The organism is Ignavibacteria bacterium, from assembly GCA_017302895.1.
Classification (GTDB): Bacteria; Bacteroidota; Ignavibacteria; order Ignavibacteriales; family Ignavibacteriaceae; genus UTCHB3.
On the sequence record JAFLBV010000002.1, the window covers coordinates 843599 to 869490 of the forward strand.

Annotated in this window: 23 protein-coding genes; 2 read left to right on the top strand and 21 right to left on the bottom strand. The window is 42.3% G+C overall.

From position 1 onward, the window contains the following. Nucleotides 1-86: 86 nt before the first annotated feature. From J0L60_11225 to nadA, 10 genes are all read right to left on the bottom strand, one after another. Nucleotides 87-767, bottom strand: a complete 681-nt coding sequence (locus tag J0L60_11225) for a class I SAM-dependent methyltransferase (protein ID MBN8546688.1) — start codon at nt 765-767, stop codon at nt 87-89. Between the two features lie 8 nt (nt 768-775). Continuing rightward, the gene (locus J0L60_11230; protein MBN8546689.1) at nt 776-6529 is read right to left on the bottom strand and encodes a hypothetical protein; all 5754 of its coding nucleotides are present in this window, start codon (nt 6527-6529) and stop codon (nt 776-778) included. Nucleotides 6530-6617: 88 nt separating this feature from the next. Further along, the gene (locus J0L60_11235; protein MBN8546690.1) at nt 6618-8258 is read right to left on the bottom strand and encodes a hypothetical protein; all 1641 of its coding nucleotides are present in this window, start codon (nt 8256-8258) and stop codon (nt 6618-6620) included. A gap of 3 nt (nt 8259-8261) precedes the next feature. Next, nucleotides 8262-8837, bottom strand: a complete 576-nt coding sequence (locus tag J0L60_11240; protein MBN8546691.1) for a sugar transferase — start codon at nt 8835-8837, stop codon at nt 8262-8264. 184 nt (nt 8838-9021) lie between these two features. Beyond that, entirely contained in the window at nt 9022-9714 is a 693-nt protein-coding gene (locus J0L60_11245) for an SDR family oxidoreductase (protein ID MBN8546692.1), read from the bottom strand. Beyond that, nucleotides 9714-10289, bottom strand: coding sequence for a GTP cyclohydrolase I FolE (gene folE / locus J0L60_11250; GenBank protein MBN8546693.1), 576 nt, complete (start codon nt 10287-10289; stop codon nt 9714-9716). Before folE ends, J0L60_11245 begins: the two co-directional genes overlap by 1 nt. A 2-nt stretch (nt 10290-10291) precedes the next feature. Continuing rightward, nucleotides 10292-10708, bottom strand: a complete 417-nt coding sequence (locus J0L60_11255; GenBank protein MBN8546694.1) for a 6-carboxytetrahydropterin synthase — start codon at nt 10706-10708, stop codon at nt 10292-10294. Nucleotides 10709-10711: 3 nt separating this feature from the next. Beyond that, on the bottom strand, nt 10712-11170 hold the full coding sequence (bcp, locus tag J0L60_11260; GenBank protein ID MBN8546695.1) for a thioredoxin-dependent thiol peroxidase: 459 nt from the start codon (nt 11168-11170) through the stop codon (nt 10712-10714). Nucleotides 11171-11226: 56 nt separating this feature from the next. After that, nucleotides 11227-12045: a phenylalanine 4-monooxygenase gene (locus tag J0L60_11265; protein MBN8546696.1), complete on the bottom strand. Its 819-nt coding sequence runs from the start codon at nt 12043-12045 to the stop codon at nt 11227-11229. 32 nt (nt 12046-12077) lie between these two features. Beyond that, nucleotides 12078-13031 carry a quinolinate synthase NadA gene (gene nadA, locus J0L60_11270; GenBank protein MBN8546697.1) on the bottom strand — a complete coding sequence of 318 codons (954 nt, stop codon included), beginning with the start codon at nt 13029-13031 and terminating at the stop codon, nt 12078-12080. 281 nt (nt 13032-13312) lie between these two features. Here nadA and J0L60_11275 point away from each other — a divergent pair, with 281 nt between their 5' ends. After that, nucleotides 13313-14428 (top strand): DUF2334 domain-containing protein, encoded by a 1116-nt coding sequence (locus tag J0L60_11275; protein ID MBN8546698.1) that lies wholly within the window; start codon nt 13313-13315, stop codon nt 14426-14428. A gap of 17 nt (nt 14429-14445) precedes the next feature. On the opposite strand, the gene J0L60_11280 is transcribed toward J0L60_11275, so the two are convergent. The 4 genes from J0L60_11280 to J0L60_11295 form a co-directional block, all read right to left on the bottom strand. Then, complete coding sequence (locus J0L60_11280) at nt 14446-15516, bottom strand: 3-dehydroquinate synthase (GenBank protein ID MBN8546699.1); 1071 nt, start codon at nt 15514-15516, stop codon at nt 14446-14448. After that, entirely contained in the window at nt 15513-16070 is a 558-nt protein-coding gene (locus J0L60_11285; protein ID MBN8546700.1) for a shikimate kinase, read from the bottom strand. Before J0L60_11285 ends, J0L60_11280 begins: the two co-directional genes overlap by 4 nt. Before the next feature lie 9 nt (nt 16071-16079). Beyond that, entirely contained in the window at nt 16080-16787 is a 708-nt protein-coding gene (locus J0L60_11290; GenBank protein ID MBN8546701.1) for a hypothetical protein, read from the bottom strand. A gap of 92 nt (nt 16788-16879) precedes the next feature. After that, nucleotides 16880-18955 (bottom strand): peptidylprolyl isomerase, encoded by a 2076-nt coding sequence (locus J0L60_11295; GenBank protein ID MBN8546702.1) that lies wholly within the window; start codon nt 18953-18955, stop codon nt 16880-16882. Between the two features lie 173 nt (nt 18956-19128). On the opposite strand from J0L60_11295, the gene J0L60_11300 reads away from it, so the two are divergent. Beyond that, nucleotides 19129-19713, top strand: coding sequence for a TetR/AcrR family transcriptional regulator (locus J0L60_11300; protein MBN8546703.1), 585 nt, complete (start codon nt 19129-19131; stop codon nt 19711-19713). On the opposite strand, the gene phoU is transcribed toward J0L60_11300, so the two are convergent. The 7 genes from phoU to phnC form a co-directional block, all read right to left on the bottom strand. After that, the gene (gene phoU, locus J0L60_11305) at nt 19710-20417 is read right to left on the bottom strand and encodes a phosphate signaling complex protein PhoU (protein MBN8546704.1); all 708 of its coding nucleotides are present in this window, start codon (nt 20415-20417) and stop codon (nt 19710-19712) included. The genes J0L60_11300 and phoU overlap by 4 nt on opposite strands. Before the next feature lie 4 nt (nt 20418-20421). Further along, nucleotides 20422-21183, bottom strand: a complete 762-nt coding sequence (locus J0L60_11310; GenBank protein ID MBN8546705.1) for a phosphate ABC transporter ATP-binding protein — start codon at nt 21181-21183, stop codon at nt 20422-20424. Beyond that, entirely contained in the window at nt 21180-22124 is a 945-nt protein-coding gene (gene pstA / locus J0L60_11315; protein ID MBN8546706.1) for a phosphate ABC transporter permease PstA, read from the bottom strand. The genes J0L60_11310 and pstA overlap by 4 nt, the downstream gene beginning before the upstream one ends. A gap of 1 nt (nt 22125) precedes the next feature. Further along, complete coding sequence (pstC, locus tag J0L60_11320) at nt 22126-23112, bottom strand: phosphate ABC transporter permease subunit PstC (protein MBN8546707.1); 987 nt, start codon at nt 23110-23112, stop codon at nt 22126-22128. A 2-nt stretch (nt 23113-23114) separates the two neighbouring features. Beyond that, nucleotides 23115-23999, bottom strand: coding sequence for a phosphate ABC transporter substrate-binding protein (locus tag J0L60_11325; GenBank protein MBN8546708.1), 885 nt, complete (start codon nt 23997-23999; stop codon nt 23115-23117). 73 nt (nt 24000-24072) lie between these two features. Beyond that, nucleotides 24073-25134, bottom strand: coding sequence for a phosphonate ABC transporter, permease protein PhnE (gene phnE, locus J0L60_11330; GenBank protein ID MBN8546709.1), 1062 nt, complete (start codon nt 25132-25134; stop codon nt 24073-24075). Continuing rightward, on the bottom strand, nt 25134-25892 hold the full coding sequence (gene phnC / locus J0L60_11335; GenBank protein MBN8546710.1) for a phosphonate ABC transporter ATP-binding protein: 759 nt from the start codon (nt 25890-25892) through the stop codon (nt 25134-25136). The genes phnE and phnC overlap by 1 nt, the downstream gene beginning before the upstream one ends.

Below are 25892 nucleotides of genomic sequence, written 5' to 3' on the forward strand. Positions count from 1 at the left end.
TTGAAAAATAATAAAATACATTATTCAAGATAAAAAACTTTAACAATATGGAAAACTCTTAAACGCACTAAAAAAAATATTTTGGTCTATTTTTTACAAACAGCGAATATAATGTAACGATTTTTCGAGGGTACCATCTTTTCGAGAAAACCGTCAAGCTTTCCCAACATCCTTCTTTGCCCCTCTGATCTGCCAAAAGCACCTGTAAAGCCGGCGGTTTTGAAAGAAAATGAGGAAAACATGCCACACAATTCCTCCGCCTCCTCAATCGTAATGTACCGCCAGTAGGATGCCCATTTGATGAATTTTTTGCGAAGAAAAGTGTGAATTGGAGATGCTACAAGGTTTTCTGCAAACAGGAGTACTCCACCCGGTTTCAACACACGGTAAATTTCGGATATTCCCTTCTGTTGATTTTCTTTCGAACGAAGAGCTCCAAGTACCGACTTGAACATTACCACATCAAACGATGAGTCAGGGTATCGAAGTGAAGTCAGATCGGCATTTTCATAGGTTATCCAATTGGTAACCTGATACCTCTGATGCATGGCTTTTGCTTCACCGGAAACTCCTTCAAGGTCGGTAGAAGTAACAATTGCTCCCTTATATGCAAGCCAAAGGGAGAGACCACCATGCCTCTCCCCTATCGCAAGAGCTTTTTTACCTGTAAGATCACCTGCCAGTCTACCAAAAAAAGGGAGGCACTTCGACCAGTTAACAACATCCCACTCGATTACATCTTTAACAAACTGTTCGCCGGAAGTCATATAAAGGTCTATTTAACCTTCGCTATTTTTTCGATGGTCGTTTTTGTACGGTCTTTGTACTTTGTGATAAGTTTATAAAGATATACACCATTCGCTATTTCGTCCCCGTCTTCATCCCTGCCATCCCAATAGACTTTATTCAAACCAATCTGCATTGCTGTCGATGGAACAACCAGTTCCTTGATAAGTCTTCCGGCAATAGTGAATATTTTGATTTTCACCTCATCGGGCGGAATATTTCCACGCAATTCATAAGTGAACCAGGTCTCGGTTGTGAATGGATTCGGATAATTATATATCTGCTGAATATCATCTTTGTCATAGATGAAAAACTGATACTTCTGGGCTACATTACTGTACGGTATGTCAGACGCATCTTTTGTGAAAACCTCAAGTGTTTGCTTACCCTGTTTCAACCATGGCTTCCAGGTCACATCCAGTCTGGAATTGGGCCAAGGGGTGTAAGAGGTGTTGACAGTGTCTTTTTTGAAACCTACAGGTTTTCCGTTCAGCACTATACTCAACCGTGTTGTATCGAGTGGTAAAGGGCTGTTATCCGTGAGCACAATCTCAATAAGCGGGTTACTCGAAATAATATCACCATTTATGAGATCCCGCTTATCAAATGTGATCGTAAAATCAGGTTTTATGGTGTCACGCGTAACATAGAAACTGTCAGCTCCAATGTTATTGAAGGTGTACATTTCGGTTCCCTCCATTGTGACAACAGCGCGAACCTTGTTGTTGAAAACTATCTTTGAAGTATTGATCGTGTGCGATACAGTATGAAATGTATCCGCTGCAATTTTGAACTTTTCTGTGTAGAAAGGTTCGTCGGCATCTCCAAGATACAATTTCGCTGTGGTGGAATCAGAGGGCACTTTCCCGATATTCCTCACTTTAAGCGAGACAGTAATGTCAAAACCCTGAATCAGGCTGTCGGGATCGAATGTAAAATCGTTGTTTGAGATGGTTATCTCCGGTACCTCGGTTTCGCAATCCACATGTATCGATCTGATAAACATCGGGTTGGTCGTGGAGTACGATGTGTCTTCCATAGAAACTACGGTTCGCATATAGGGATATGCCTGCGGACTGTACCCTGAGATATCAAAACCATTTGGTATACCGACACGAAGTGTATCCCACTGTCTTGTAACACTGTTAAGTCCGTGGAGGTCAACCTGATAGAGTGAGGTCGCATTGCTTGTCACGATTTCATAATTAACCTTGTTCCATTTCGTAGCCGGTCCGATCTCTTTGGAGACAAGTTTTCCCTCAGAGTCGAGATAATACCCGGCAAAAACAGCGATGCGCTTTTGTATTGTATCATTTCGACGGTAAACGGTGGCATATATTTCGTCACTGTCTTCGTCATAAACCCACGAATAGAACCGCTTCAAGTCCCTTAGAACTTTGGTGTCCCAGCTTAACCATTCTCCGAGGTAGCTGCCATCCGAAAGTCTGGCTGCCATGAAAAATCCGGAAGCGTAGTCTTCGTACATATACAGAATATCACCAACTATGAAAAAACCGGCTACCGATGCATAAGGCTCGATAAGTGGAAGTTCGATGTCCCGTTCAACACTCCAGTTTGCTGGATTAAACACTCTGACTATGGAAGCTCTTCTTCCGTTGATCCTTTTGTTTGCGAAATTGTAGATTTTACCGTCGTATGCGGCAATCATATACTTACCAACAACTCTCTCATCTCCAAAATCAAAATCGAGCAACCCTTGAGTCAGCTGTATACTGTCAAGCTTTCCGACAGTCGGTTCCACTTTGTATAAAACATTTGAGTTTTCACCCGGATAGTAGATATGCCCGTTAAGGTATGCCATCTGGAGCCGGATCTGTTGCTTAAACCCGGGAACAGTACCGTAAAATTCACCCTGATTCGTTCCGTTTTTACCGGTACCGACTATATAAATTTGTGACTTGCCGTCAGGATTTCTTTTTTGAACATCAAACCAGTAATCAGCGATATAAAGATATTTGCCGTCGGTGGTCAAACAAGTCATGCCTACAGTATCAAGCTCCTCTATATGAGTTAGAGCGAACTCCCGTTTCAATCTTGGATTTGACGGTCTCGGAACTTTTCGTTCAGTGTTAAGCAAAAGCCCGTCGTAAATCTTTGAATAAGTAAGGTTTTGTATCTCTGAATTCAGGAGCAAATTGCCTTTAAAGTAATAACCCCTCTTTTCACCATCAACGGAAGAGTAAGTTCTGGGTGTCGACCATCTGCCGTAATCCTGTCCGTCAACAATCCGTGCCCGCCAGAAATATCTTCCCGGAGGAAGTACTGATAATGAGTACTTGAGAAGACCTTCATTTGCTTTCAAATTTTCCAGCACAAAAAGTGGTGATGCAAAATTTGATGCGGTATCTATTTCAACACCGTAAACAAATCCTCTGTTTATGTAGTACCCGATGTCAGCAAGCTCAATATCCGTCAGTTTTTGTGAGGTAAACCCGTCGGGAGGGTACAGAAGACTCGGTTCGGAAATATCATAAACTGCGATTTGTCTTTGCCCTTTGTTGTCAGTCAGATCGTCTTCATCCACGAGTCCACCGGGATTTATCTCTGCGAAAATGGTTATCAAACCGCTTACCGGGGTTGCCCATTTGAAAGTGAGTGAATCGTTATTTCCAAATACAGGAACCCGCTTTGTACTGATAATCCCGGAAGTATCACCGGCTGAAAAACTTAAAGTTACATTTACCGAATCACCCGTTTTTATTCCATAATTGGACATTTTCACCATCATCGAGAGTGTGTCGCCCTTTAGCGGAGTAGTGGATGAGAAACTCAGATCATTGTTTGCAATTGCAAAATCGGGTTTTGTTGGTACAGCAAGACGGAGTCCTGATTCGCCAAGGTATGTAAGAAGTGCAATCTGGTTAATATAGTAACCAACCGGCGGAGTTCTTACTTTTGCCGCAAGAGTGGAAAGACCGGTAACATAATTCTTAAGATTAAACATCTCATCGAAGAGAAGGCCGTTGAAATATGTACCAATCTGCCAGTGAGTAAGACCCGAACTTCCGAAAAATCCGATGGCGCCTTTATTTGGAATTTTCAGGAACTGCTCTCCAAACACATCCTGATTGTCGTAATGGGCTGTGTAGCATGTAACGCTTATTACAAAAGGAAGTCGGTCGTCATTGTGCAACTGATAAATGTGGTTATTCGTGAAAATGAGATCCCACTGGTAGCCGCCTCCATGTCCGTAATAATTAGCAACCACAACCCCCTTGTCGAAAGCTGCCAGAATTTCGGGAGTTGATCCGGCATATTTTTGTTCTTCCGGATTGCTTGGGTATCTGCAGTACGCGACCGCATTAAAACCCTTTGGCTCGAGGAAATTGTCTTTTAACTTCAGCGACTCTCTGTTGAATCCAAACTGAAGCTCATCCTGCTCGTCGATACCGGAAGACATCAGAAGAACCGACTCCCTCCATTTCTTTGTATTGTCACCCGGGTAGTTTTCCACTTTCCCCATGACAATATTTCCTTCCTCAATTGTCTCAATTGAAAGACGGGAGATTGCCATGTCGGGAGTAATGTCTTCTCCGGTTAAAGCGACTAAAGAATTGTCGCTCGCAGCAATTCCGTACTGAATCGAGTGGAAAGGAAGTGAGGGGATATAGTTTTCCCTGCTGTCGGGAAGAATTTTTCTGTAGTCAAAACTCATGTCACCAACGAGTGTTACATACAGCGGTGCCGGTCTGCGGAATGATTCAAAAGCATATTTCAGGAATGATTTTATCGCGAACGGATCCATCAATCCGCCGGAAAACTCGTCGTAAATTTCCATCACATCAACGCTGTAAACCCTCAATGGAGTCTCACCGGGGGAAATCGGGGTCGTCCTGCGAAACTGTGCAAGTCTCTCGGCTATCTGTTTGAATTTCGGGTGATAGACAATGATGTAATCAGCTTCGTTATTTGGATTTTTGATATTCGAAGGTACATCCACTTTTATAGAGTCGACTCTTAATCCATAATCGGCATCGACGGCGAAATAGTCAATAATCTTGTCTGACTGGACCGAATCCTGGAAAAGAACATCCCCCTGTGGATTTCTAAGGATCCAGGGTTTGATTATTCTTTCGGCTCTGTCAGGAATGTAAACAAACATTGTATCGCCTGTCCAGTTGAATATCCAGAATGATCTGTTACCCGAAACACCAATCGGATTCTGGAAGCGGAAATACTCTCCGGCAGCACGATGGAGACGCCAGTACTCAAGTTCATACCAGTTTACTCTGAGCTCATCATTCCGGTCGTCAAGGCAGATATTGCCGTCAGTTACTACTTTAAACTGATTACCCTCGCTGGCAATAACAATTGAATCGGTTGTAATATTGAATGTGGAGTCGAAGAGAATTTTATCCTGTCCGTTCCATTTCAGATTGGCAATTTTTCGGTCGTTGATAAACAGATTGACACTGTGAACGAAATTACACGGGTAAACTGTTGTTGTAATTCCATGTATTTCAGCGCGAACACGTAGAAAAGGTCTTTGAGGGTCAAGGTCCGGCAACCGCTCAAAACGGTGGGCAAATCCATTTTCGGGCACTCCTCTAAAGGCATTGATTCTTTGCCAGAACCAGTAATCTCTGTTTCCGTTTGGAGCCCAGCCTAATCTTTCATAAATTTTGTCTTCTTCAAAATGAAGTCTGTCCACTGAGTAATTTAGACCTGCAGATGGAGCAGAGATGGTTCCGTCTCTGTCCTTGTATCTCAGCCCGCTTGTATCAGCCTGGTAGGAGAACCAAAAAACATTCGACTTATTGTACAAATTCAGGGTAGCATTCGGGGATGCAGGCATCGAGTCACCGGCAAAAATGATGTAACTCCTGCGGGTAAAAATGGAATCATTTTCGCCATAGATTGCCAGAGGTACCTCCCCTTTAGGTCCAAATATTTGCAGTTTTTTGTTCTGAATTTGGAGGTTTGCAGGCATTCCGGCCTCAATAAGTTCCTCGTAAGTCAGTTTGTAAATATTTCTTTTGTTCAGATACAATTTTAGATATTGCTTGGACGGGTCGTACCATTTGGTCTGCGAAGCGGGGTTGTCGGGAAGATTTGATTTTTTCTCACCGATCCACTTTTTGGCATCTTCAAAGTTAATAATTGTGTTTTTCAGAAACTGAGCGGTCGCCTGGTCACTGACCGGTGTAACCATGAATGCATCACTGTATTCGATGTTATAATCGATTCTTACAGTAATCGAATTGTATCTTACGAGTTCCCTCGACACAGGATTGTATTGATACGGTGAAACAATTACAGGTTGAATTTCAGAGAAACGGAATGAATATCTTCCTTCGAGACGGGCAAGCACACTCGGGAAATAACGGTCGATATTGTACAGGTCTTTGTCGAAAAAGAGCAATTCCGGTTTAAAGGCGATTGAATCGACGAGAGAAAAAGGAAGGATGAAACGGTTTTCAGTCTCCCCTCTTTCAGAGGCAATCACGGATATATTTGGTTTTGAATTGTAGCTTATTCCAACCGAAACTGAATACTCAGGTATTGCAGGCTCCCCTTCCTTCATGAAATACATTCCATCTCCCGGGAAATACGAGAATTTCCGTCCGCCAATCAATGTATCCCTGACCTTCGTAAAATTACGGAGATCAAACTTTACCACCATGTATTCAGGGGTTTTTTCGAGAATTACATACTTTTGAGGGAAGATTTCGGCAATTAAGGCGAGGAGAAAGAGGATAATTAAGCCGCGAAGTCTGAGCATAAAATAAACCGTTGTTTCTTGAAATTAAAGTTCAATTTACAATGAAAACAAATTGTAAAACAAGAGAAAAAATTAATATCTTAAATGGTTAAAAATAGAACAGATTTAGGGTTGCGTAGAAATAGCTTTCAGGGAAAGGCTCCAAAAAATTGCTTTTACGGTAAATATAACCCGCTTTTATGACGGTGTTTGCTCCCGGCACAAGATTCATCGAAAGTTCAACAAGCGTTGTGTTCTGAAACTCCCCGGAAAGGAACCACGCGTCTTCATTCGAGAGGGAATTGGTGCTTATAAAAAAAGAACCGCCATGATTTTCCAAAAGGTTTCCGGCCGGATCGTAGATGTTTTCGCCATGCCTTATATGTTTGTAATCCAAAGAGAAACGAAGATATGACTCCACTTGCCAGTCGAGCCTCAGATTTATCATGTCCGAGTTCGGCTTCACATCCAGTCCGAGAGGGAAACTGTTGTTAAGGTATGCCAGGTCCTCTCCTGCCGCGGGGTGTGCGAATGTGTAAGGTCTGACGAAATAATATGTGGCACTGACCGTAAGCTGGTCTTCGAATGAAGGGATATACATCACACCGGCGAGGAAAGAAAACCGGTTGTTATACTTTTGAAATTGACCAGGAACCATATATTGGAAGTTGATGTCATCAAAGATAAGTGAACCTGTGAGTTCCACTCCTCTTGCTGGTCTGTATCTTGCATCAATACCGATAAGTGAATTATCAAGGTCTTCGAGTGACCTCTGCGCCGACTCCCAGAAAAGGAAAGGATTGAGGTAACCGAGCTCAAAGGAACGGTTGGAATAGATAATCGATTGCCAAACGGCAATTCTGACTTTACCCGACAAATCGGCCGAGATACGGTTCTGGGCTGCATATTTTTCTGTTCGGGCTTTGGTATCACCCATAATCACATTTCCGGGAATGATATACTGCGGCATCACAAGCCAGCCGTGCAGGTAACTGTATGTAAACAAATCAGTTTTAATGGCAAAACTTAACTTGTCGAACATCTGTGAGGTGGCTGAAATTTTATCTTTGTTAAAGAAGTTTTCTCCCCACACTTCCCTGTTTCGTGAGATCGAAGCGGAAAAAATATCCTTCTCGAAAAAGATACCACCCTCGGTGCCGTCAAAATGCTCGAGTCCTGTTCTTCTAAAAGTAAATTTCTGGGCCACCAGATTGTCGATCTGGTTTAGCTGTCTCGAACCGTAAGTATTTCCATTCCATGCGATTATGTAAGCCGAGAGCCAGTCCTTGTAAGTGAATCGTGCTGTACCGCCATACCTCAGATATCCTGCAGAATTGCCGTTGTAACCCTGAAGATTGGTACCATGTACTTTCAGTCCCAGTACGGGATCAATCGAGACATTGTAATTTTTACCCCGATGTTCATAAAGATGTTGGGCATAATCAGAGGTAAAATAATTGCTGAAGGTAAGTTTCTCGCCGGATTCATCGGAAAGGAAATTTTGCTTGTAGTAATCGAGTTCGGTTACAAAAGTTGTGCTCAATTCGGCCCGTTTGTTGTCGAGCTCTTTAAGGTGTTTTTTGATTTCTGAGTGACTTTTAGGAAGTATGGCATCGTCGTAATAGTTGAGATAACCCGAGATGGAAGCTCTTCTCAGGAAAAAGTAAACCGGATGTTCGGAATTTACGGGTTCAGGCTGGGAAAATAGTGTGGAAGAAATGAGAAAGGCAATTATCAGGACCTTTTTCAATTCTTATATGTTTCCTTCGTTTGTTATTACAACTTTGGGAGTTCTGAGAATAATCCGTAAATCTGACCAGAATGTCGCCTGACGGTAGTAGTCAATCTCCATCACAACTCTTTCCTCGGGTGACAAAGACTGCCTGCCGTTTATCTGGGAAATGCCTGTGATACCGGGTTTGAAATTGAAAACCTCTCTCTGCTCGGGAGTAAACTGATCGGTGATCTTGGTAAGTTCGGGACGCGGTCCAACAATGCTCATATCCCCCAGCAGGACATTTATTGCCTGAGGAATTTCATCGATGGATGTGCGGCGAAGTATCTTCCCGACTTTGGTCAAGCGGGGATCATCCTTTTGGGTGAAGTCGGGTCCCAATTGCTCGGCACCGTCAATCATACCTCTAAGTTTGATCATTTTAAATGGCTTGCCACCAAGACCTGTTCGATCCTGAATGAAAAAGGCATTACCTTTCGATTCAAGTTTAATAGCAATTACAGCTATCAGCAGGACAGGTGACGACAGAATCAAGGCTAAACTGCTCAAGATTATATCTGTGAGCCTTTTTATTAAACTTCCGGTTCTTCCCATAAGGCTGTTTATTTCTTCACCGTGCCAATTACTTCTTAAGCTATTCTGCAAATCGGCTATTTGATCTCCGTTAATTATCTCAATTTTGTAACCTTCAAAATTAATATTTGTTTTGATTTTATCAAAATCATTTAACGGAATAAACGACCTTATTCTTTTTTTATTTGACCCAAATCATATAAAACTACAAATTTCCGGTAACCGGTTTAAAAATGATCTCTTCAGGTACGATATTTGTGTCGTCTTTAAGGAAGCCAACAATAAATTTTGCGAGTGATTCAGGTTGCATCATTCTTTCCCGGTACTTCTCCCTCACTTTTTCATGCCAGATTGGTGTCTCGGTGGCTCCGGGCAACACATCTATTACTTTAATATTGTGTTCACGGACTTCCTCCCGCACCACCCGGCTGTATTGCAGCAAACCTGCCTTAGATGCGGAGTAGATGCTGCTCGCCTTCAACACATCCCTTGATGCAACTGATGAAATGTTTAGAATTGTACCTGAACCTCTCTTGATCATTGAAGGAAGCACTGCCTGAATAGTGTAAACAGAACCCAAAAGATTGGTTTTAATAATAGCGTCAACTTCCTCTATCGAAGTGTTTACAGCTTCCTTAAAAGTTGTAACCCCGGCACAATTTATCAGAATTGATGGTGCTTCCCCGTTCATTATGGTTTCAAAAAATGATTCCACACTCCCGGAAGAAGACACATCACATACGGCTGTTTTAAGATTAGGGGAATTGACAGCCCCTGAAAGTGAATCCAGATTTTCCCTGTTTCTTGAAGTGGCGATCACTTGGAATCCACCGGCAACAGCCTGAGCCACAAGTGCTTTTCCGATTCCCGTGCTTGCACCCGATATCCAGATGTTCATCATATTATTCTGGAATCTCCCGTCCTGATTAGACTAAGGAATTCCACTCTGGTTTTAGGGTCATTCTTAAAAACTCCATGCATGGTGGAAGAAGTAGTCGAGGAATTTTGTTTTTCAACACCCCTCATCATCATACACATATGATAGGCCTCCGAAACGACCGCAACTCCTTTTGGTTTCAGATAGGTATTAATGGTGTCAGCAATTTCTTTTGTCATCCTTTCCTGCACCTGAAGCCTCCTTGCGAATACTTCCACAATCCGTGGCAGTTTACTCAATCCCACGATTTTTCCGTCAGGGATGTAGGCGATGTGAACCTTTCCGAAAAAAGGAAGCATGTGGTGCTCACACATACTGTAGAAGTCGATGTTTCTTACCAGAACCATTTCATCGTACTCTTCATTGAATATTGCGCCGTTCAATACCTTGTTTATATCTTTTGTATAACCCGAAGTAAGATATTCATAAGCTTTTGCCACTCTTTTAGGGGTTTTTAACAGCCCTTCCCTCTCGGGGTTTTCACCAATCTCAGTAAGTATATGCTCTACATATCCTTGTACTCTCTCAATATCCATCTCTAATCTCCAAAATATTCAACGAAATTATTCTCTGTTTCATGTAATTTTATCTTGTAAAGTTTACCGTTCGGAATTTTATCAACCAGTTGATCCCAGATCTTTACTGCTATATTCTCTGCAGTGGGAATTACCCCTTTCATAAAATCAACATCGAGGTTCAGATGTTTATGGTCAACTTTACGGATCACATTATCTATGATTATTCTTTTCAACTCCTTCAAGTCCAGTACATATCCTGTCCGCTCATCTATCTCGCCTTCGACCACCACTTCCAGAATATAATTGTGACCGTGTCCATGATAGTTGTTGCATTTATCGTAGATTTCCTCATTTTCCGAATCTGAGAAATCAGGATTGTAGAGCCGGTGGGCTGAAGAAAACACCTCACGCCGGGAGACAAAAACTTTTCGTCTCATGATCTATTCGCTCAGAGCTTTCTTCACTTCTTCGGTGTGACCGTCCACTTTTACTTTGTTGAACACCTTTTTTATCGTTCCCTCAGGATCGATGACGAAAGTTGTTCGTTCAATTCCCATGTATTTTTTCCCGTACATGCTCTTCTCTTTCCACACACCGTATGCCTCGAGCATCTGTTTGCTTTCATCGCTGAGGAGTGTAAAATTGAGGCTGTATTTGTCTGCGAATTTTCTGTGTGATTTCACAGAATCACCGCTGACACCAATGATCGTTGCATTTACACCCTCAAAAATTGAAAGCTCATCTCTGAAGCTGCACGCTTCTTTTGTGCATCCGCTTGTGTCATCCTTTGGATAAAAATAGAGAACAACATTCTTCCCTTTCAGATCGGTCAGTTTTACTGTTTCACCGTCCTGATTCGGAAGTTCAAAATAAGGAGCCTTATCTCCGGTATTCAACATAAATTCATCTCCATAAAAGTTATAATCAATATATGTTATAACAATCTTTTTTGTTCTTAGTTCAATATCCCTGCACTTTTTGTCCAGCGGTCGAATCCTTCCTCAAGCTCTTTAAATGAATTGATAGCAAAGAGGACGGGCTGCAGATGCCAGACTTCATATTCCTGATGAATAATCTTTTCCGGATCAAAATTGTGAACTACAACCTCACTCCCGAGTGCATGATCCACCTCTTTAAAAGAGGAAACTATTCCCGCTCCGTATATCCTTCTTCCGGCGGGGGTGTTGATTAACCCAAATTCAACTGTGAACCAGTGAAATCTTTCAAGAAATATCTGTTGTTCCCCCTTTGCCCGAAGCGCTGCCTCACCGAACTTTTGGTAAAAATTCGCAAAGTTTTGATTGGTGAGCAGAGGCATGTGTCCAAAAATATCATGGAAACAGTCGGGGGCGGGGGTATAATCAATTTCATGTTTCCCCCTTACATAGTCAGTCGAAGGAAAAACTCTTTGCCGCAGTAGTTCGAAAAAATTCTGCGCCTGTATCAAGCCGGGTACCCTTCCGATTTTCCATCCGGTGGTGTCGTCTAAAACGGAACTCAGATGCTTTAACGAGGGTATTTTTTTATCATCGAAACCCATAAGTTCGACTCCCTTGATATACTCATCGCACACTCTCCCGTCAAGTAATCCGGTCTGTCTCCTGTACAATTGTCCCCATGTGTCATTGTCATCATCACTGTATTCAGGTGTGACAATTTGATCTCCCACAGGCGGAAGACCTTCGAGAGTCATGGGTATGCACCGCGGGTCAATCGCATCATCTGCAGCTTTTTCGTATGCACCTTTATATTTTGATTCTTTTTCATCCAACATTTTTGATCTCCGTTGTATGTTGTTAAATCCTGTTAACTCATCTCCAGCATTTTTTCGAGAGGTCTTAGTGCCTTTACCCTTATCACTTCCGGCATTGTAATCTCAGGTGACTTTCTCAACATGCACAGATACAACTTTTCGATTGTATTAAGTTTCATGTATGGACAGTTGTTGCAACTGCATGATTCATCCTCACCCGGAGCCGGAATGAATTTTTTACCCTTGACCGCCTTCTCCATCTGATATATTATTCCGGGTTCTGTAGCTACAATATATTCGGTGGAAGCATCCGTTTGTACAAATTTCAGCAGTGCAGAGGTGGAGCCGATAAAGTATGCCTTCTCCAGCAGATGATCTTCACACTCGGGATGAGCGATCAATTTTGCATCAGGATTCAGAAGTATCAACTCCTCAATTCTCCTTTGACTAAATGTTTCGTGGACGATACAGGAGCCATCCCAAAGCACCATCTCCCTGCCTGTCTTTTTCATTATGTATTTACCGAGATTTTTGTCGGGAGCAAAAATTACCGGCTGGTCAAGTGGAATCTGTCTCACAATCTTTTCTGCATTGCTCGAAGTGACTATGATGTCGCTAAGTGCCTTAATTTCTGCCGAGCAGTTTATATAGCTTAAGACAAGATGATCGGGATACCTGTTTTTGAACTCTGCAAACGGTTCTGCAGGACATGAGTCAGCAAGCGAACACCCCGCTTCGAGATCAGGAAGTAGTACGAGTTTATCCGGGTTAAGTATTTTTGCAGTCTCTGCCATGAAGTGTACACCACAAAAAATAATGACATCAGCCATCGACTCCTTTGCTTTCCTGGCAAGTTCAAGGCTGTCACCGATAAAATCTGCGAGTTCCTGAATATCTCCCGTCTGGTAATAATGCGCCAGTATTACGGCATTCATCTCTTCTTTCAGACGGATTATCTCCTTCTCATAGTCGATTGCCGTTTTGTTCTCAAGTAATTCTTTTAACATTCTATTCTTTTCTTATTCTCATTTTTGAAAAAATTTTCTCGGACACGGAAATTTATCGATAAATCAGTAAATAAAAACACACCAAATAAAACATTTTATTTTGGCACGATAATTGTAACAATATGGCACTCGATGAGATGTTCCTTATACCCTCCTTATAGTAACACACACTAACTGCCGGAAATGCGCCCTCTTTTCCGGCAGTTCCACTTTAAACCGGCTTCTCCCTGATTTACAATTTCGTATTTTACATTTTGGATTTTAAGAATTATCGATTGCACATGAAAAAAATATTAATATTTGTCCTCCTCATCACTATTTCGCTTTTTTCACAGGACAGTCTCGTATTTGTTATAAGAGTGGATGATATTCAATCCCGAAACACGACTTACATGCCTGCCGGCATAACACCATTTCAGACTGCTGTGGAAATGAGGGGTGGAAAAGTAACCTGGGCAGTGATGCCCCACCGATTGATCGAAAGCATGAACACAAACGGTGCACTTACCAAAGAACTGAAAAACACAGTTATCCGGGGTCATGAAATCTCTCAGCATGGATACAACCACACCTGCCCAAGGTGCAATGCTACGGGACATGAGTTTTATTGCGTCAACCAGTTTTACAACCACCCGTACTCTGTTCAGCAGCAGATGCTTCAACAGGGGATGACACTTCTTTTCGATTCATTGGGATACATTCCAAAATCTTTTGTGCCGCCCGGTCATTATGCAGATACAACCACATTTGACCTCCTGGTTGAAAACAATTTTGAATTTCTCTCTTCAACAGGTGTAACAAAGGATTATATATTCCCCGGGCTCTACAACCTTCGCATGCATCAGGAATATACCTGGCAACTAACCGAAGGCAGCTACAGATCCAAAATGACTCAGGCTCTTTTCGATATCAGAACCAACGGAATGTCTGACAAATATTTTGTAATTCTTCATCACGACCCTTTCATCAGACAAGGGTATTTGAATGGAATTGTTGTAAACTGGATGGGAGAATTGATGGACTCCCTGAACAGAGAGTATGGTGGAAAGATTAAATACAAAACTTTAAGCGAAGCAGCGGCATCTTTCAGGGATGTAGGAACTTCAATTGCCGAAACAACAACTTCCACACCGGAGGGATTTCAACTTCTGCAGAATTTCCCGAATCCTTTCAATCCTTCAACAAAAATCTCGTACCGGTTACCGGCATCAGGATTTGTCTCCTTAAAGATTTTTGACATGACGGGCAGAGAGGTAAGGAATCTGGTAGATGGGTATCAGGAGTCAGGCGAACATACGATTAATTTTGAACCGGGAACCGAATCCAGCGGGATTTTTATCTATAGCCTCGAATTTGAAGGAAAACGGCTCTCAGGGAAAATGCTCTATTTGAAATAGTGTCACCCGGGCGGCGTTTAAACTGTTGATTTCATGAAATTTATGGAATCGATGACATCGGATTTTTTTGCACTTACATCAATGTGAAGGTCGCCCGGTTCACCAATAAGCACAAATTTTACTTCACCGTTAACCCGTTTTTTATCACCCTGCATGGCGGTGTAAATCAGTTCAGAATCGTAACCTGCAATAGTCTTCTTGACGGGATATCTGCAAAGGAATGATACAACTTTATCAAAAGTGGAATTCGACATTATCCCCATCCTGTTCGCCAAAAATGCCGCACCCCTCATGCCTGCAATCACTCCGATACCATGCTTAATACCGAAGGAGGAAACTGATTCGATGGCATGCCCGAATGTATGGCCCAGATTCAAAGCGTGCCTCATCTTCAAATCAAGTTTGTCCTGTGTAACAACATGATTTTTTATATTAGCCGAACGGCTGATCAAATAAATAAGATCTTCTTCGGGGATATTGTTGGTACCATCCAGTTTTTCAAAACAGTATTCAAAAAAATCCTTTTCAAGCAGAGCATATTTCAACACCTCCCCCATACCGCTCAAAAGGTCTTCTTCAGGAAGTGTCTCAAGGAATTTCGCGGAGGTTATCACAGTCTCCGGTTCATAAAAACTTCCGATAAAATTTTTGTATTTGCTGTAGTTTACGCCCGTTTTACCACCTATGGAACTGTCGACCATGGCAAGAAGTGTGGTAGGCACATGCACCAGTTTTGTCCCTCTCATGAATGTGGAGGCAGCGAATGAACCTGTGTCACCCGTTATCCCTCCCCCTATCACAACGATGCAACTTCCTCTGTCTGCCTGATTCTCCAAAAGGAAATCGTATATCCGGAAAAGCGAATCAAATGACTTGTTCTCTTCGTGCGCCTCAAGAAGAAAGTGATTGTTAGTGAGAAGCAAATCACCAAAAAGCCCGGAATAAAGTCTCTTTACATTCTGATCAATTATATAAAAACAACTGTGCTTCTCAGAAAGAGTCACCAGTTTCTCTTTTACACCATTCAGAGTTGTGACGAGTGAGTAATTGAAAGAACCATTTGCACTCTCTATGGTAATGTTCCTCAAGATTTTCTTCCTTTATCGGGTTTTCCGGTTTTTATTCGTTTTACAATTTTATCGATGCTTTTACCAAAGTTGTCGGCTTCGGTTTCAATAGTAATGTGTGCAGATTCATATCCTGCTTTTCTAATCTCAAACAGGGCAGTCAGCTTTTTCATTCCTTCATCCTCGTTCATTTCGGAATCATTCTCGGAGCGAAACAGAGGGCGATTGGTCTTTTTTCGAATTCTTTGATAAATGACTGAAAGATCGGCTTTCAGGTAGACCAGCAAACCTGAAGTTTTGCAGATTTCGATATTTTCCTTGTCAATCAGTGTACCCCCGCCAAGAGAAATTACCGCACCGGAAACGAGTGTCAATGAAGCAAGTTTTTCCTTTTCCAGTTGCCTGAATCGAGTCTCACCCTCTTCAAGAACAATTTTTGCGACACTCTTTTTGATATCTTTCTCAATCTCCCGGTCGATGTCATAAAAGTCCCACCCGAGACAGTTGGCAATAACTTTTCCAAGCGTTGTTTTCCCCGTTCCCATAAAACCGGTTAGATAAATTCTTTCTTGCAAATCAGTTGCCTACAGACCGAATCTTAACCCGAGAAGGAAAGAAGTCCCCTCAAGAGAAAGTTTTTGATAGAATGCTTTTTTACCGAGATTTACAGGTTTTCCATTGTATGTTCCGTTTAGAGAAGTGTACTCCCCGTTAAATTCGACCTCCGGATCACGAAATTTCATGGTGAAAAAAAGGCTGGTTTTTGATTGAATAAAATATTCCATTCCGCTTAAAATATGTATACCATAAGATGCTCTCGATCCTCCCTCTCCCGGTTTGATCCCGGCTACTTCTCTGAGAGAATTGAAAAAATATAAACCTCCACCTCCGCCAATGTAAAAACGCCATTTCTCGTTGCTAAACGGGAGTCTGTATTCGAGTGATAATTCCACAGGAACAAATGTATAACCGTCTTGCACCGGAATAAAAAGTGTACCCGACTCACTGTCCACAGTCTGTCCGTAATACTCGGTTCGCTTTGAAGAATACTCGACGGAGGCAACAGCAGCGAGATTATTGGTTAACCCGAGACTCACCGATAAATGAGGGGAGAGGAAACTCCCGAATGATATCTCTCTTTCCCGAAGATCGTAATCAGAGATATTAGCGAATGGTAATATCCTTGAAGCTGTACTGTAGTTCAAACCGGCAGAAATACGGATTTCATTCTGTCCATTTATAATAAAAGGCAGGGTGATAATCAAAAACGATGTAATTAAAAAAATTTTCATTTCAACATTCAATTTATGATTATCGCATCGATATAAAAAACCCCACCTTGACCGCTTGTGGCAGATCACGAGGCGGGGTTAAAATTGTCACATCAGTTTTGAGCGAAGTATTTTACTCTTGCCTCTTTTTTCATGTGCTCCATCCACTGCTGGAAAGCAGCCTGACGGCGTTCACCGAGTATCTGATCTCTAATGGTGTTTCTCTGAGCCAGATATTTCTGCTCATCAAATGATTGTCTCATCTTAACTACCATTAAATAATATCCTCTGATTCCTTTTACAGGACCTGTAACTGTATTCAAAGGAGCTTTGGAAGCTGCATGACTAAAAGGATAGTCCATACCGAGTGACGGTATGTTTCCGGCTACGATAAATGAATCAGCAGTACCGAATCTGATGTTTTTGTCTAATCCGGGTGCTTTTGCAAGATCATTACCAATCTTTCCTTTTACATTATTCAAAGCTGCAAGAGCCAAAGCAAATTTCTTTTCTTTGATCACCGACGCTTTTACTTCTTCCTTCACTGTATCAAATTTCTTTATACCCGCTTCATTGACTTCACTTATCTGTGCAACAACCAGTTGATCACCAACTGTGGTTACGGGTGCAAAATCCTTCAGTCCCTCCTTGAAAGCAACTGCTACCAGATTTCTGCTGTAACCGAGTCCGGGAACTGCAGCCACTTCCTCAGTGAAAGGTGTGGTTTCCTGTGCAACAAGGTTTTTGCTCTTAGCTGCCGAGTCAAGTCCGATTTTCTTTGCGAGTGTAAGGAAGTCCTCAGCATCTCTTCTGAGAATTGTTACTGTCTGAGGTGAATAGTTAAGTTTTTTAACTATCTTCTCGACAACCATTTTCTTTGCAGAGCGTTCTGAAACTTTAATAATGTGATATCCGAAGTCAGTCTTTACAGGAGCCTGAACTTCACCAATTGGTCCGTTAAAACAAGCATCCTCAAAAGGTTTTACCATCGCACCTTTACCGAACCAGCCAAGATCACCACCGTTGGCGGCAGAACCGGGGTCTTTCGAAACTTCTTTTGCAGTCGCTTCAAAATTTTTCCCTTTTTTCAGCTCTTCGTAAAGTTTTGTAGCAGCGGCAAGATCTGCTTTGTCGTCACCCGACTTGTTCAGCAGAATGTGTGATGCTCTCGCAAACATATCCTTGCCTTCCACAACATCAGTGATTTTGTATATACCAACTTCACCATCACCGGCGAGTGGTCCGACAATCTGACCGGCTTTCAAATCACCTTTATAATTCTTCAGCGCTGTAGGCAATGTATTTACAGCAAAAGTGTCCTTTGAATAAGGGGCTTCACTCTGTGCTTCGACAAAACTCTGAAATGTGCTGACGGTATCAGTTTTTAATCTCTTGAGCACATTATTTAAAATAGTGAGAACTGCTGCCGAATCTTTTGCAGAAGGAACGATCTTAAATGTAACAAACTTCATCTTTCTGTTGGAATCCTGTCTGTAAAGAAAGCTGTTTTTGTTGTAAAATTCTTTAAGTTCGTCATCTGTGGTTTTAATAGTCGAATCAGGATATACATTAAGATCAAGAAGAGCATAATCAGCACTCATCTTAAGCTCCTGACTTGAAAATTTCCTTCTCATTTCCGGTTCGGTTACAAGAACGCCGGCGCTAACTATAGCCTGAAGCTTCTGGAAGAGGATTTGCTGCTTTATTTCAGCTTCAACCGCAATCAGGTTCTCTTTGTTACGCGGGTCTTTCAATGCAGCTTCATACTCAGCTCTTTTGAATACACCGTTTGAGTCCATAAATGACCGCTTCAGATATTCAGGGGGGTTTTCACCCAGTACAACATTGCGTATCTCGTCATCCGAGACTTTTATGCCGTATTTTTTGTATGCTGCTTCAAGTATCTTTAATTGAACGAACTGATCCCAAGCCTGCTCTCTGTACATCTGTTCATTCGACATGTCAGTAGCCTGACCGCTCTGCTTGAGACGGTTAAGATAGTTCTGATAAAAAGTTTCAAATTCCTGAATGTTAATTTTATCGCCATTTATTTCACCTATGGAGCCACGGTCAGCGTTCATCAGATTGCTGAAGTTCATATCACTGACTACCATGAATAAAATAAATATGCCACCAACTCCAAGAATGAACCACGGAGCTAAACTCCTGATCCTATCCATATAACCCATATTAAAGAATGCCTCCGGGATTTTTTTTAAACGAATTACAAATTTAGTCAGATTCCCCTTCAAAATCAATTTATTTATTAAGATTATTTTATTACTCTCTTAAATGCTGCCGATTTCAGAAAATATTCCCTATTTTTGTCAAAAAGAATTTCCGAGCAACTAAAGAAACACTGATGAACAGACTCCCGGACATATTAAAAGCCGCCGAAAGACGGTTTGTGAAGCATGGAACGGCAAAAACCACCCTTGACGAAATTGCCCGTGACTTGAGAATCGCGAAATCGACCGTTTACCACTATTTCGATTCAAAGGAGGCACTATTCCTCGCTGTCGTAAAAAAGCAAATAAATGACTATCTCACCGAGTTAAGGGAAATTTTTAACAACGAGGAGAAAAAATTTCCGGAGCGTTTCAGAAGTTATTTCTACCTGAAAGCGAATCTGAAAACAAAATATAAACTGATTTACGGCATGATGCTTGCGGAACTCGCTGAAAATACCCTTCGGGGTGAAAGAGAATTACTGGAGTCTCTTTTGAGGGATGAGGAACAGTTGATAAAACTCGTTTTCACGGCATACTTTAACGATGCCCTGAATACTCCAAAAGATGATGCCCCTCTACTCTTTGTAATGCAGACAAACATGCTCCCTTTTCTAAATGATTTCTACCTTTCAGAATCAAAGACGGAAAGTGAATCCCTTATGCAGAAGATGCTCGATCAGTTTGAGCTGCTGCTGAACAGTCTGAACAACTATTAGCCCTCTTCTGTAAATCCGGGACCGGTTGAACTGTCGCCTTCGAAAAATTCGCTGTAATTGTGGCGAACAGTTCTTGCCTCCACAATAAAATATACATCCTCGGCTATATTGGTTGCGTGATCACCTATTCTCTCAAGCTGTCTGCACATAACCATGTAGGCAACTGCCTCATCGATAGAATCCCGCTCCTCCTTCATAATATCGATGATCAGCCTGTGATTCTCCACATTTATTCTGTCAAGGGCCTTGTCTGCCACAATCACCTTTTTGGCAAGAGGGAGATCCAAGCGGATAAATGAATCGATTGAATTCTGAATCATTTCTCTTACTATCCTTGCCATATCGAGAAACTTTATCCTTTCGAAAAACGACGGTTTTTTACCTTTCAGCAGGAAATTCTCACAAATGTTCACTGCTATATCCCCTATTCTCTCAAGATTATTGTTGATCGTCAGGGCAGACATCAAAAAGCGAAGATCGGCTGCAAGCGGATGATTTAGAGCAAATATTTTCTGGCAGGCTTTACTGATTTTAAGATCGTAGGAATCAACTTTCAAGTCAAGACTGATTACTTCTTCAGCAAGTTCGTGATCTTCAGTGGTTACCGCCTTCAGCGCAGATTCAACCTGTTCATCCACGAGGCTGCACATCTTAATCATCCTGCGTCTAAGCTTAAAAAGCTGAACATCTATTCTTTCGGGCATCCCGCTAAACCTTTATCCTTCCTGTAAGATATTCCTCACTGAGTTTTTTCTCCGGTTTTGTAAAAAACTTTATGGTCTGATTGGTTTCAACAAGGGTTCCCTCATTAATCAGCACCGTGTAATCACTGAGGGAAGCCACCTGCTGCAGGTTGTGAGACACCATTATAACAGTAACTTTTCTTCGAAGATCATAAATCAAGTCTTCTATTTTTTTTGTTGAAAAGGGATCGAGTGAACCTGTGGGTTCATCGAGCATCAGGATTTCAGGTTCTGAAATCATCGCCCGGGCAATCGTGATACGCTGTTGCTGTCCGAGAGAGAACCGGAATGCAGATTCATCCAACCTGTCCTTCACCTCATCCCACACGGATGCCTGCTTCAGTGCAATCTCAACTTTTTCACTTATCTCAGGTTTGTTTTTTATCCCTTGTAACCGGAGAGGGAACGCCACATTTTCGAAGACAGATTTGGCAAATAGAGCGGGCTTTTGAAAGACTATTGCTGCTTTTCGCCTCAGGTTGGCAATGTCAGTGGCATCATCCAACACATCAATGCCGTCGATCAGAACCCTGCCGGTGGAGGAATAATCGTTTTTCAGTTCGTTCAGCCTGTTTACTGTCTTCAGAAGTGTGGTCTTCCCGCACCCGGAGGGACCAATAAGACATGTGATTCTTTTATTTACTATCTCGAGGTTCAAATCTTTTATCGCATGAATCGAACCAAAGTTTACATTCAGCTTCTCGAATCTGATTTTTATCTCTTTCATTCGCCCTCGCCTCTGCTTGTGATTTTTCTGAATTTATGTCGTAAATAGATTGTGGTACCGTTGCAAACGATTGTAAGGAATATTAATACGAGTGTACCTGCATACTGATAAGGAAGTGTGGCTGACTGCGCAGTCGACTGCGTTGAAAGTATGAAAATATTGTAGGACAGGTAAAGAAATTGTTCAGTCGGGTCAATCAACGGGAAACAAAATCCGGGGACACAAAGATCGAAAACCGGCACCGAGGGGAGGAAAAATGCACATCCCAAAAAAAGCAGCGGAGCTGTCTCACCGATTGCCCTGCTTACCGAAAGGATTATCCCTGTAAACACTCCTGATATCGAGTGAGGAATAAGGACACGCCTCACCATCTGAAACTTTGTAGCCCCGGCACCGTACGCAGTCTCCCTGTAACTCTCGGGCACTGATTTGAATGACTGATATGTCGTAATGACAACCATCGGGACGAGCATAAACGCCAGAGTGAACGAAGCCCATAACATTGACGGTTTTCCGAACACAAGATCGAGCCCAAAAAATGAATCCATCCCGGTACCAATATTCAGGACAAAAAATCCCAGTCCGAATATCCCAAAGACCACAGAGGGCACACCTGAAAGATTATATAGCATAAAAAGAAAAAACTTGTCGAATGCCCTGTTAATCGAATATTCGGCAAGATATAAAGCAGTGGTCACCCCGACCGGAATTACAAACGCAAGCATGAGCACCACAGTTGCAAGGGTGCCGGTGATAACGGTTCCTATGCCACCGTTTGTCAGATCACTCGACTGGGCAGAGGTCAGGTATTCCCATGTGATCACAGGAACCCCCTCAATAACTATTTTGAGAAAGAAAAGAACATAAACAATTGCAGGAATCAGGAAGAGGGTTCCGAAAAACAGTACAACAATTTTATCAATCGTATTTCCCTTCGTCATGCTACCTGACCTCCCCGCCCGACTGTTGAATGAACTTTTTGATAAGGTATTTTACCAGAAGATTGATAAGCACAGACATCAGAAACAGGATCATCCCAAGAAAAAAGAGTGTCTGAAAATGAGCCGTATCCGAGGAGACCTCCCCAAGTTCTGCAGCTATCGTAGCGGTCATCGTTCTGACACTTCCAAAAGGATTCATCGAAATGTTGGCTGCATTCCCCGATGTCATCAGAACTATCATCGTATCCCCCAAAGCCCTGCCAAATCCCAAAAGTATGCTTGCACTTATCCCGTTTACAGCTGCAGGGAAAACCACACTCCGGACCGTCTCCCACCGTCCTGCACCCAGACTGTAAGCCGCTGTTCGCACATGCCCCGGTACTCCCCGAAGTGCCTCTTCAGTGAGCGAAGCAATCTGTGGAATTATTATCAGTGAGAGTCCCACTGAAGAAAGAAAGGCATTTAGCCTGTTTTCAGGATCAAAAAGGGATGAAAAAAATGTGACACCCACCGTTAAGAGGATGAAACCTACCGCGACCGTCGGAAGTGATGCAAAAATATCAATAATCTGCTTCAGGAACCTGCTGATTGAAGGGGGTGCAAACTCTGAAATGTAAACTCCAATCCCCACTCCGAATATCGATGAAATTATCGTTGCCGGTATCGCAGTCATGATTGTCCCCAAAATAAGGGGAATTATTGAATACTTGGGGTCAGCCGAAACGGGATACCATTCGAAAACTTTTTCGCCGTTTTTTGTCGAAAAAAGAAGGTCTGAGGGACTTAGATAATTAAAGACAAGAAGGCTTTGATAAATTATAAAAATGAAGAAAAGACCGGTAACCAAAAAAACGAGAACCCCTGTCGATCTGACGAGGAGCGATACAAATGAGTTGCCGGAAAGAGCGCTCAGTCCTTTTTTGGCTGCAAAGACCGACTCATCCCTGTCAACAGCAAATTTTACAGGTATCCTTCTTTCCGGATCCACCACTACCTCAACGGGATGTAATTCATTTTAGCCACGATATCCTGACCCTCATCCGAAAGTACAAAATCAATAAACTCTTGTACCCCTTTTTTTGCCTCTGACTTTGAAACCAAAAGAAGGTGACGGGAAATGTAATACCTGCCTGATCTGATATCCTCATAATTTGGATGGTTTGAGTCAACGGGTGATTTTGACTTTTCTCCCTCAGCAGATTTTATTTTGATTATTTTGATTCCGGGTTTGTTGATGAAGTAGCCAATACCGCCGTAGACAATCCCTCTCCTGTCGTGAGCTACAGCGTCTGCGAGAGAGGCGGTTCCCTGAAGCACCTGAGTTGATCTGGCAAATTCCTCTCCTCCAAGGATGTTTTCCTTAAAAAAACGGTATGTCCCGCTGTTATTGTCCCTTCCGTAGAGATTTATGGAAAGGTCATCTCCGCCAACTTCATTGAAATTTTTAATCTTTCCTGTGAATATGGCTCTAAGTTGAGCCAGAGTCAGATCTTCGAGATTCAGACTGCTGTTCACCGCGATTGTTATGCCGTCGAAAGCAACATTGGTCAGAGAGAGCGAAATTTTTTTTATATCGGCTTTTTCTTTTTCAGCTTTCAGAATCTCCCGGCTCATGCAGGCAATATCGGCTGATCCGTTAATCAATGCTGTGATTCCGTTTCCTGACCCGCCACCAGTGACTGCAACCCGCACATCCTTGTGTTTTTTCATGTAAGCCTCAGCCCATTTTTGGCATAGATTAACCATGGTGTCACTACCCTTTATATTGATAGTGAAACCCCGGGTGCTGTCACCACATCCGCTGAAGACCAACCATGAAAAAAAAACAGCAGCGAACAATTGTCTGCCCGCTACTGTTTTAAAAAGACTGTTCAATTTGATGTCCTGTCTAAATCTCCCGCTTCCCGTTTCACCCGTGTCAGGTTTCAGGGGAAGAGAGGTCTAATCACTAATAAATTGCCTGACGAATCTTGGTCGAAATGTAATCCATAACCCAGACCACGAGGGCAATCATAATAACTATAAGCCCAACCTCATGCCACTGAGCAAGTCCCTGATACTGAATCAGCATGGTGCCTATTCCACCGCCACCAACCAGACCGATAATGGTAGCCATTCTCACATTTATATCCCATCTGTAGATGGTAAAGGAGAGGAAAGGAAGAATGATCTGAGGAATTACTGCAAACCAGATTACCTGAATCTTGTTTGCACCTGTTGCAGAAATAGCCTCAACCGGCCCTTCTTCAATTGATTCAATTGCCTCTGAATAAAGTTTCGCATTCGATGCAATACTGTGGATAAGAAGTGCCATCATTCCCGCAAAAGCACCAATTCCTATCCATACTGAAAAGATAATCGCCCAAATCAGTGGTTCAATTGAACGGACAAAGTTCGAGACGAGTCTGAGAAATGCATAGACTGCGAGGGTGAACTTGTTTTCATTCATCAAATTTCGAGCCGAGAGGAAACTCACAATCAGTGTAATTGGTATCGAAATCAGTGTGGCGATAAGTGCTATATAGATTGTTTCAATTATTGCAAAGAGTGCTTCGTCAAAAATTGCCATCTCAGGATTGAACAAAGCACTGAATATTCTTTGTGCTGCCTGAACACCTTCATCGCTGAACAGGTCGATTATCGAAATTTTTGTTACAATCCAACCGGCAATAAAGGTAATATTGAAAAGGAACCAGCCGAAAATCTCGACTGTATATTTGGTAACCTTGCCCGGTTTTGCAATTCCAACAAGTCTGCAGGAGAGAGAAGTACCTGTAAGGCTCCATACACTGCCAATAATAACACTCACGAGAGCTATGATGCCAATTTCGGTCCAACTGAACGGCAGATCTTTTATCTGGAGGATGAATCTGTTCCAAACTATCCTGTCTATCACCAGAATCGAGTAGAAGACAAAGAAAATATCGAGCAGTGCTGCCTTTATTTTGGCTTTTCTTAAAACATAATCGTTTCTTTTGGCAATTACATCATGTGGATTAACATGTGCCATTATCTTATCTCCACTTCTTCGGCTTCATCGCCATAAATTGTTTTGAACCATTTTTCATCGATATCGTGTGGCAGGCCTTCGTATATGATCTCGCCTGCTTTCAGAGCAATTACTCTCGAAGCGTATTTTCTTACCAGACTCAGGAAGTGGAGGTTGCAAATTACCGTTGTTCCGAGTTCCTTGTTAATCTTTTCGAAATAGTGCATTACCGAGTTTGAGGTTGCGGGGTCAAGTGACGCCACCGGTTCGTCTGCGAGAAGAAGTTTTGGATTTTGCATCAGACTGCGGGCAATTGCCACTCTCTGCTGCTGACCGCCGCTGAGTGCATCCGCTCTGATATATGCTTTCTCCTCGATACCCACGATGCGAAGTGCATTCATTGCATCTTCAATCAATTCAGGAGGGAAACTTTCGGTGATCGTTTGGAAAGTACTAAGTCTGCCGAGACTGCCCGTTAAAACATTTGTAATTACGCTTCTTCTTTTAATCAGGTTGAATTGCTGAAAAACCATTCCAATCTGCTGTTTCAACCCTCTCAGCTCCTTGCCCGAAACATGTGTGATATCCTTTCCCATGAAAGTAATCTCACCGGATGTCGGTTCGTGAAGTCTGTTAATACATCTCAGAAGAGTTGACTTACCCGATCCGCTAAGACCGATAATCACGAGGAATTCCCCCTCCTTCACATCAAAACTGACACCTTTTAGTGCATGAGTTCCTGAAGGATAAATTTTATGAACTTTATCAACTTTTAATAT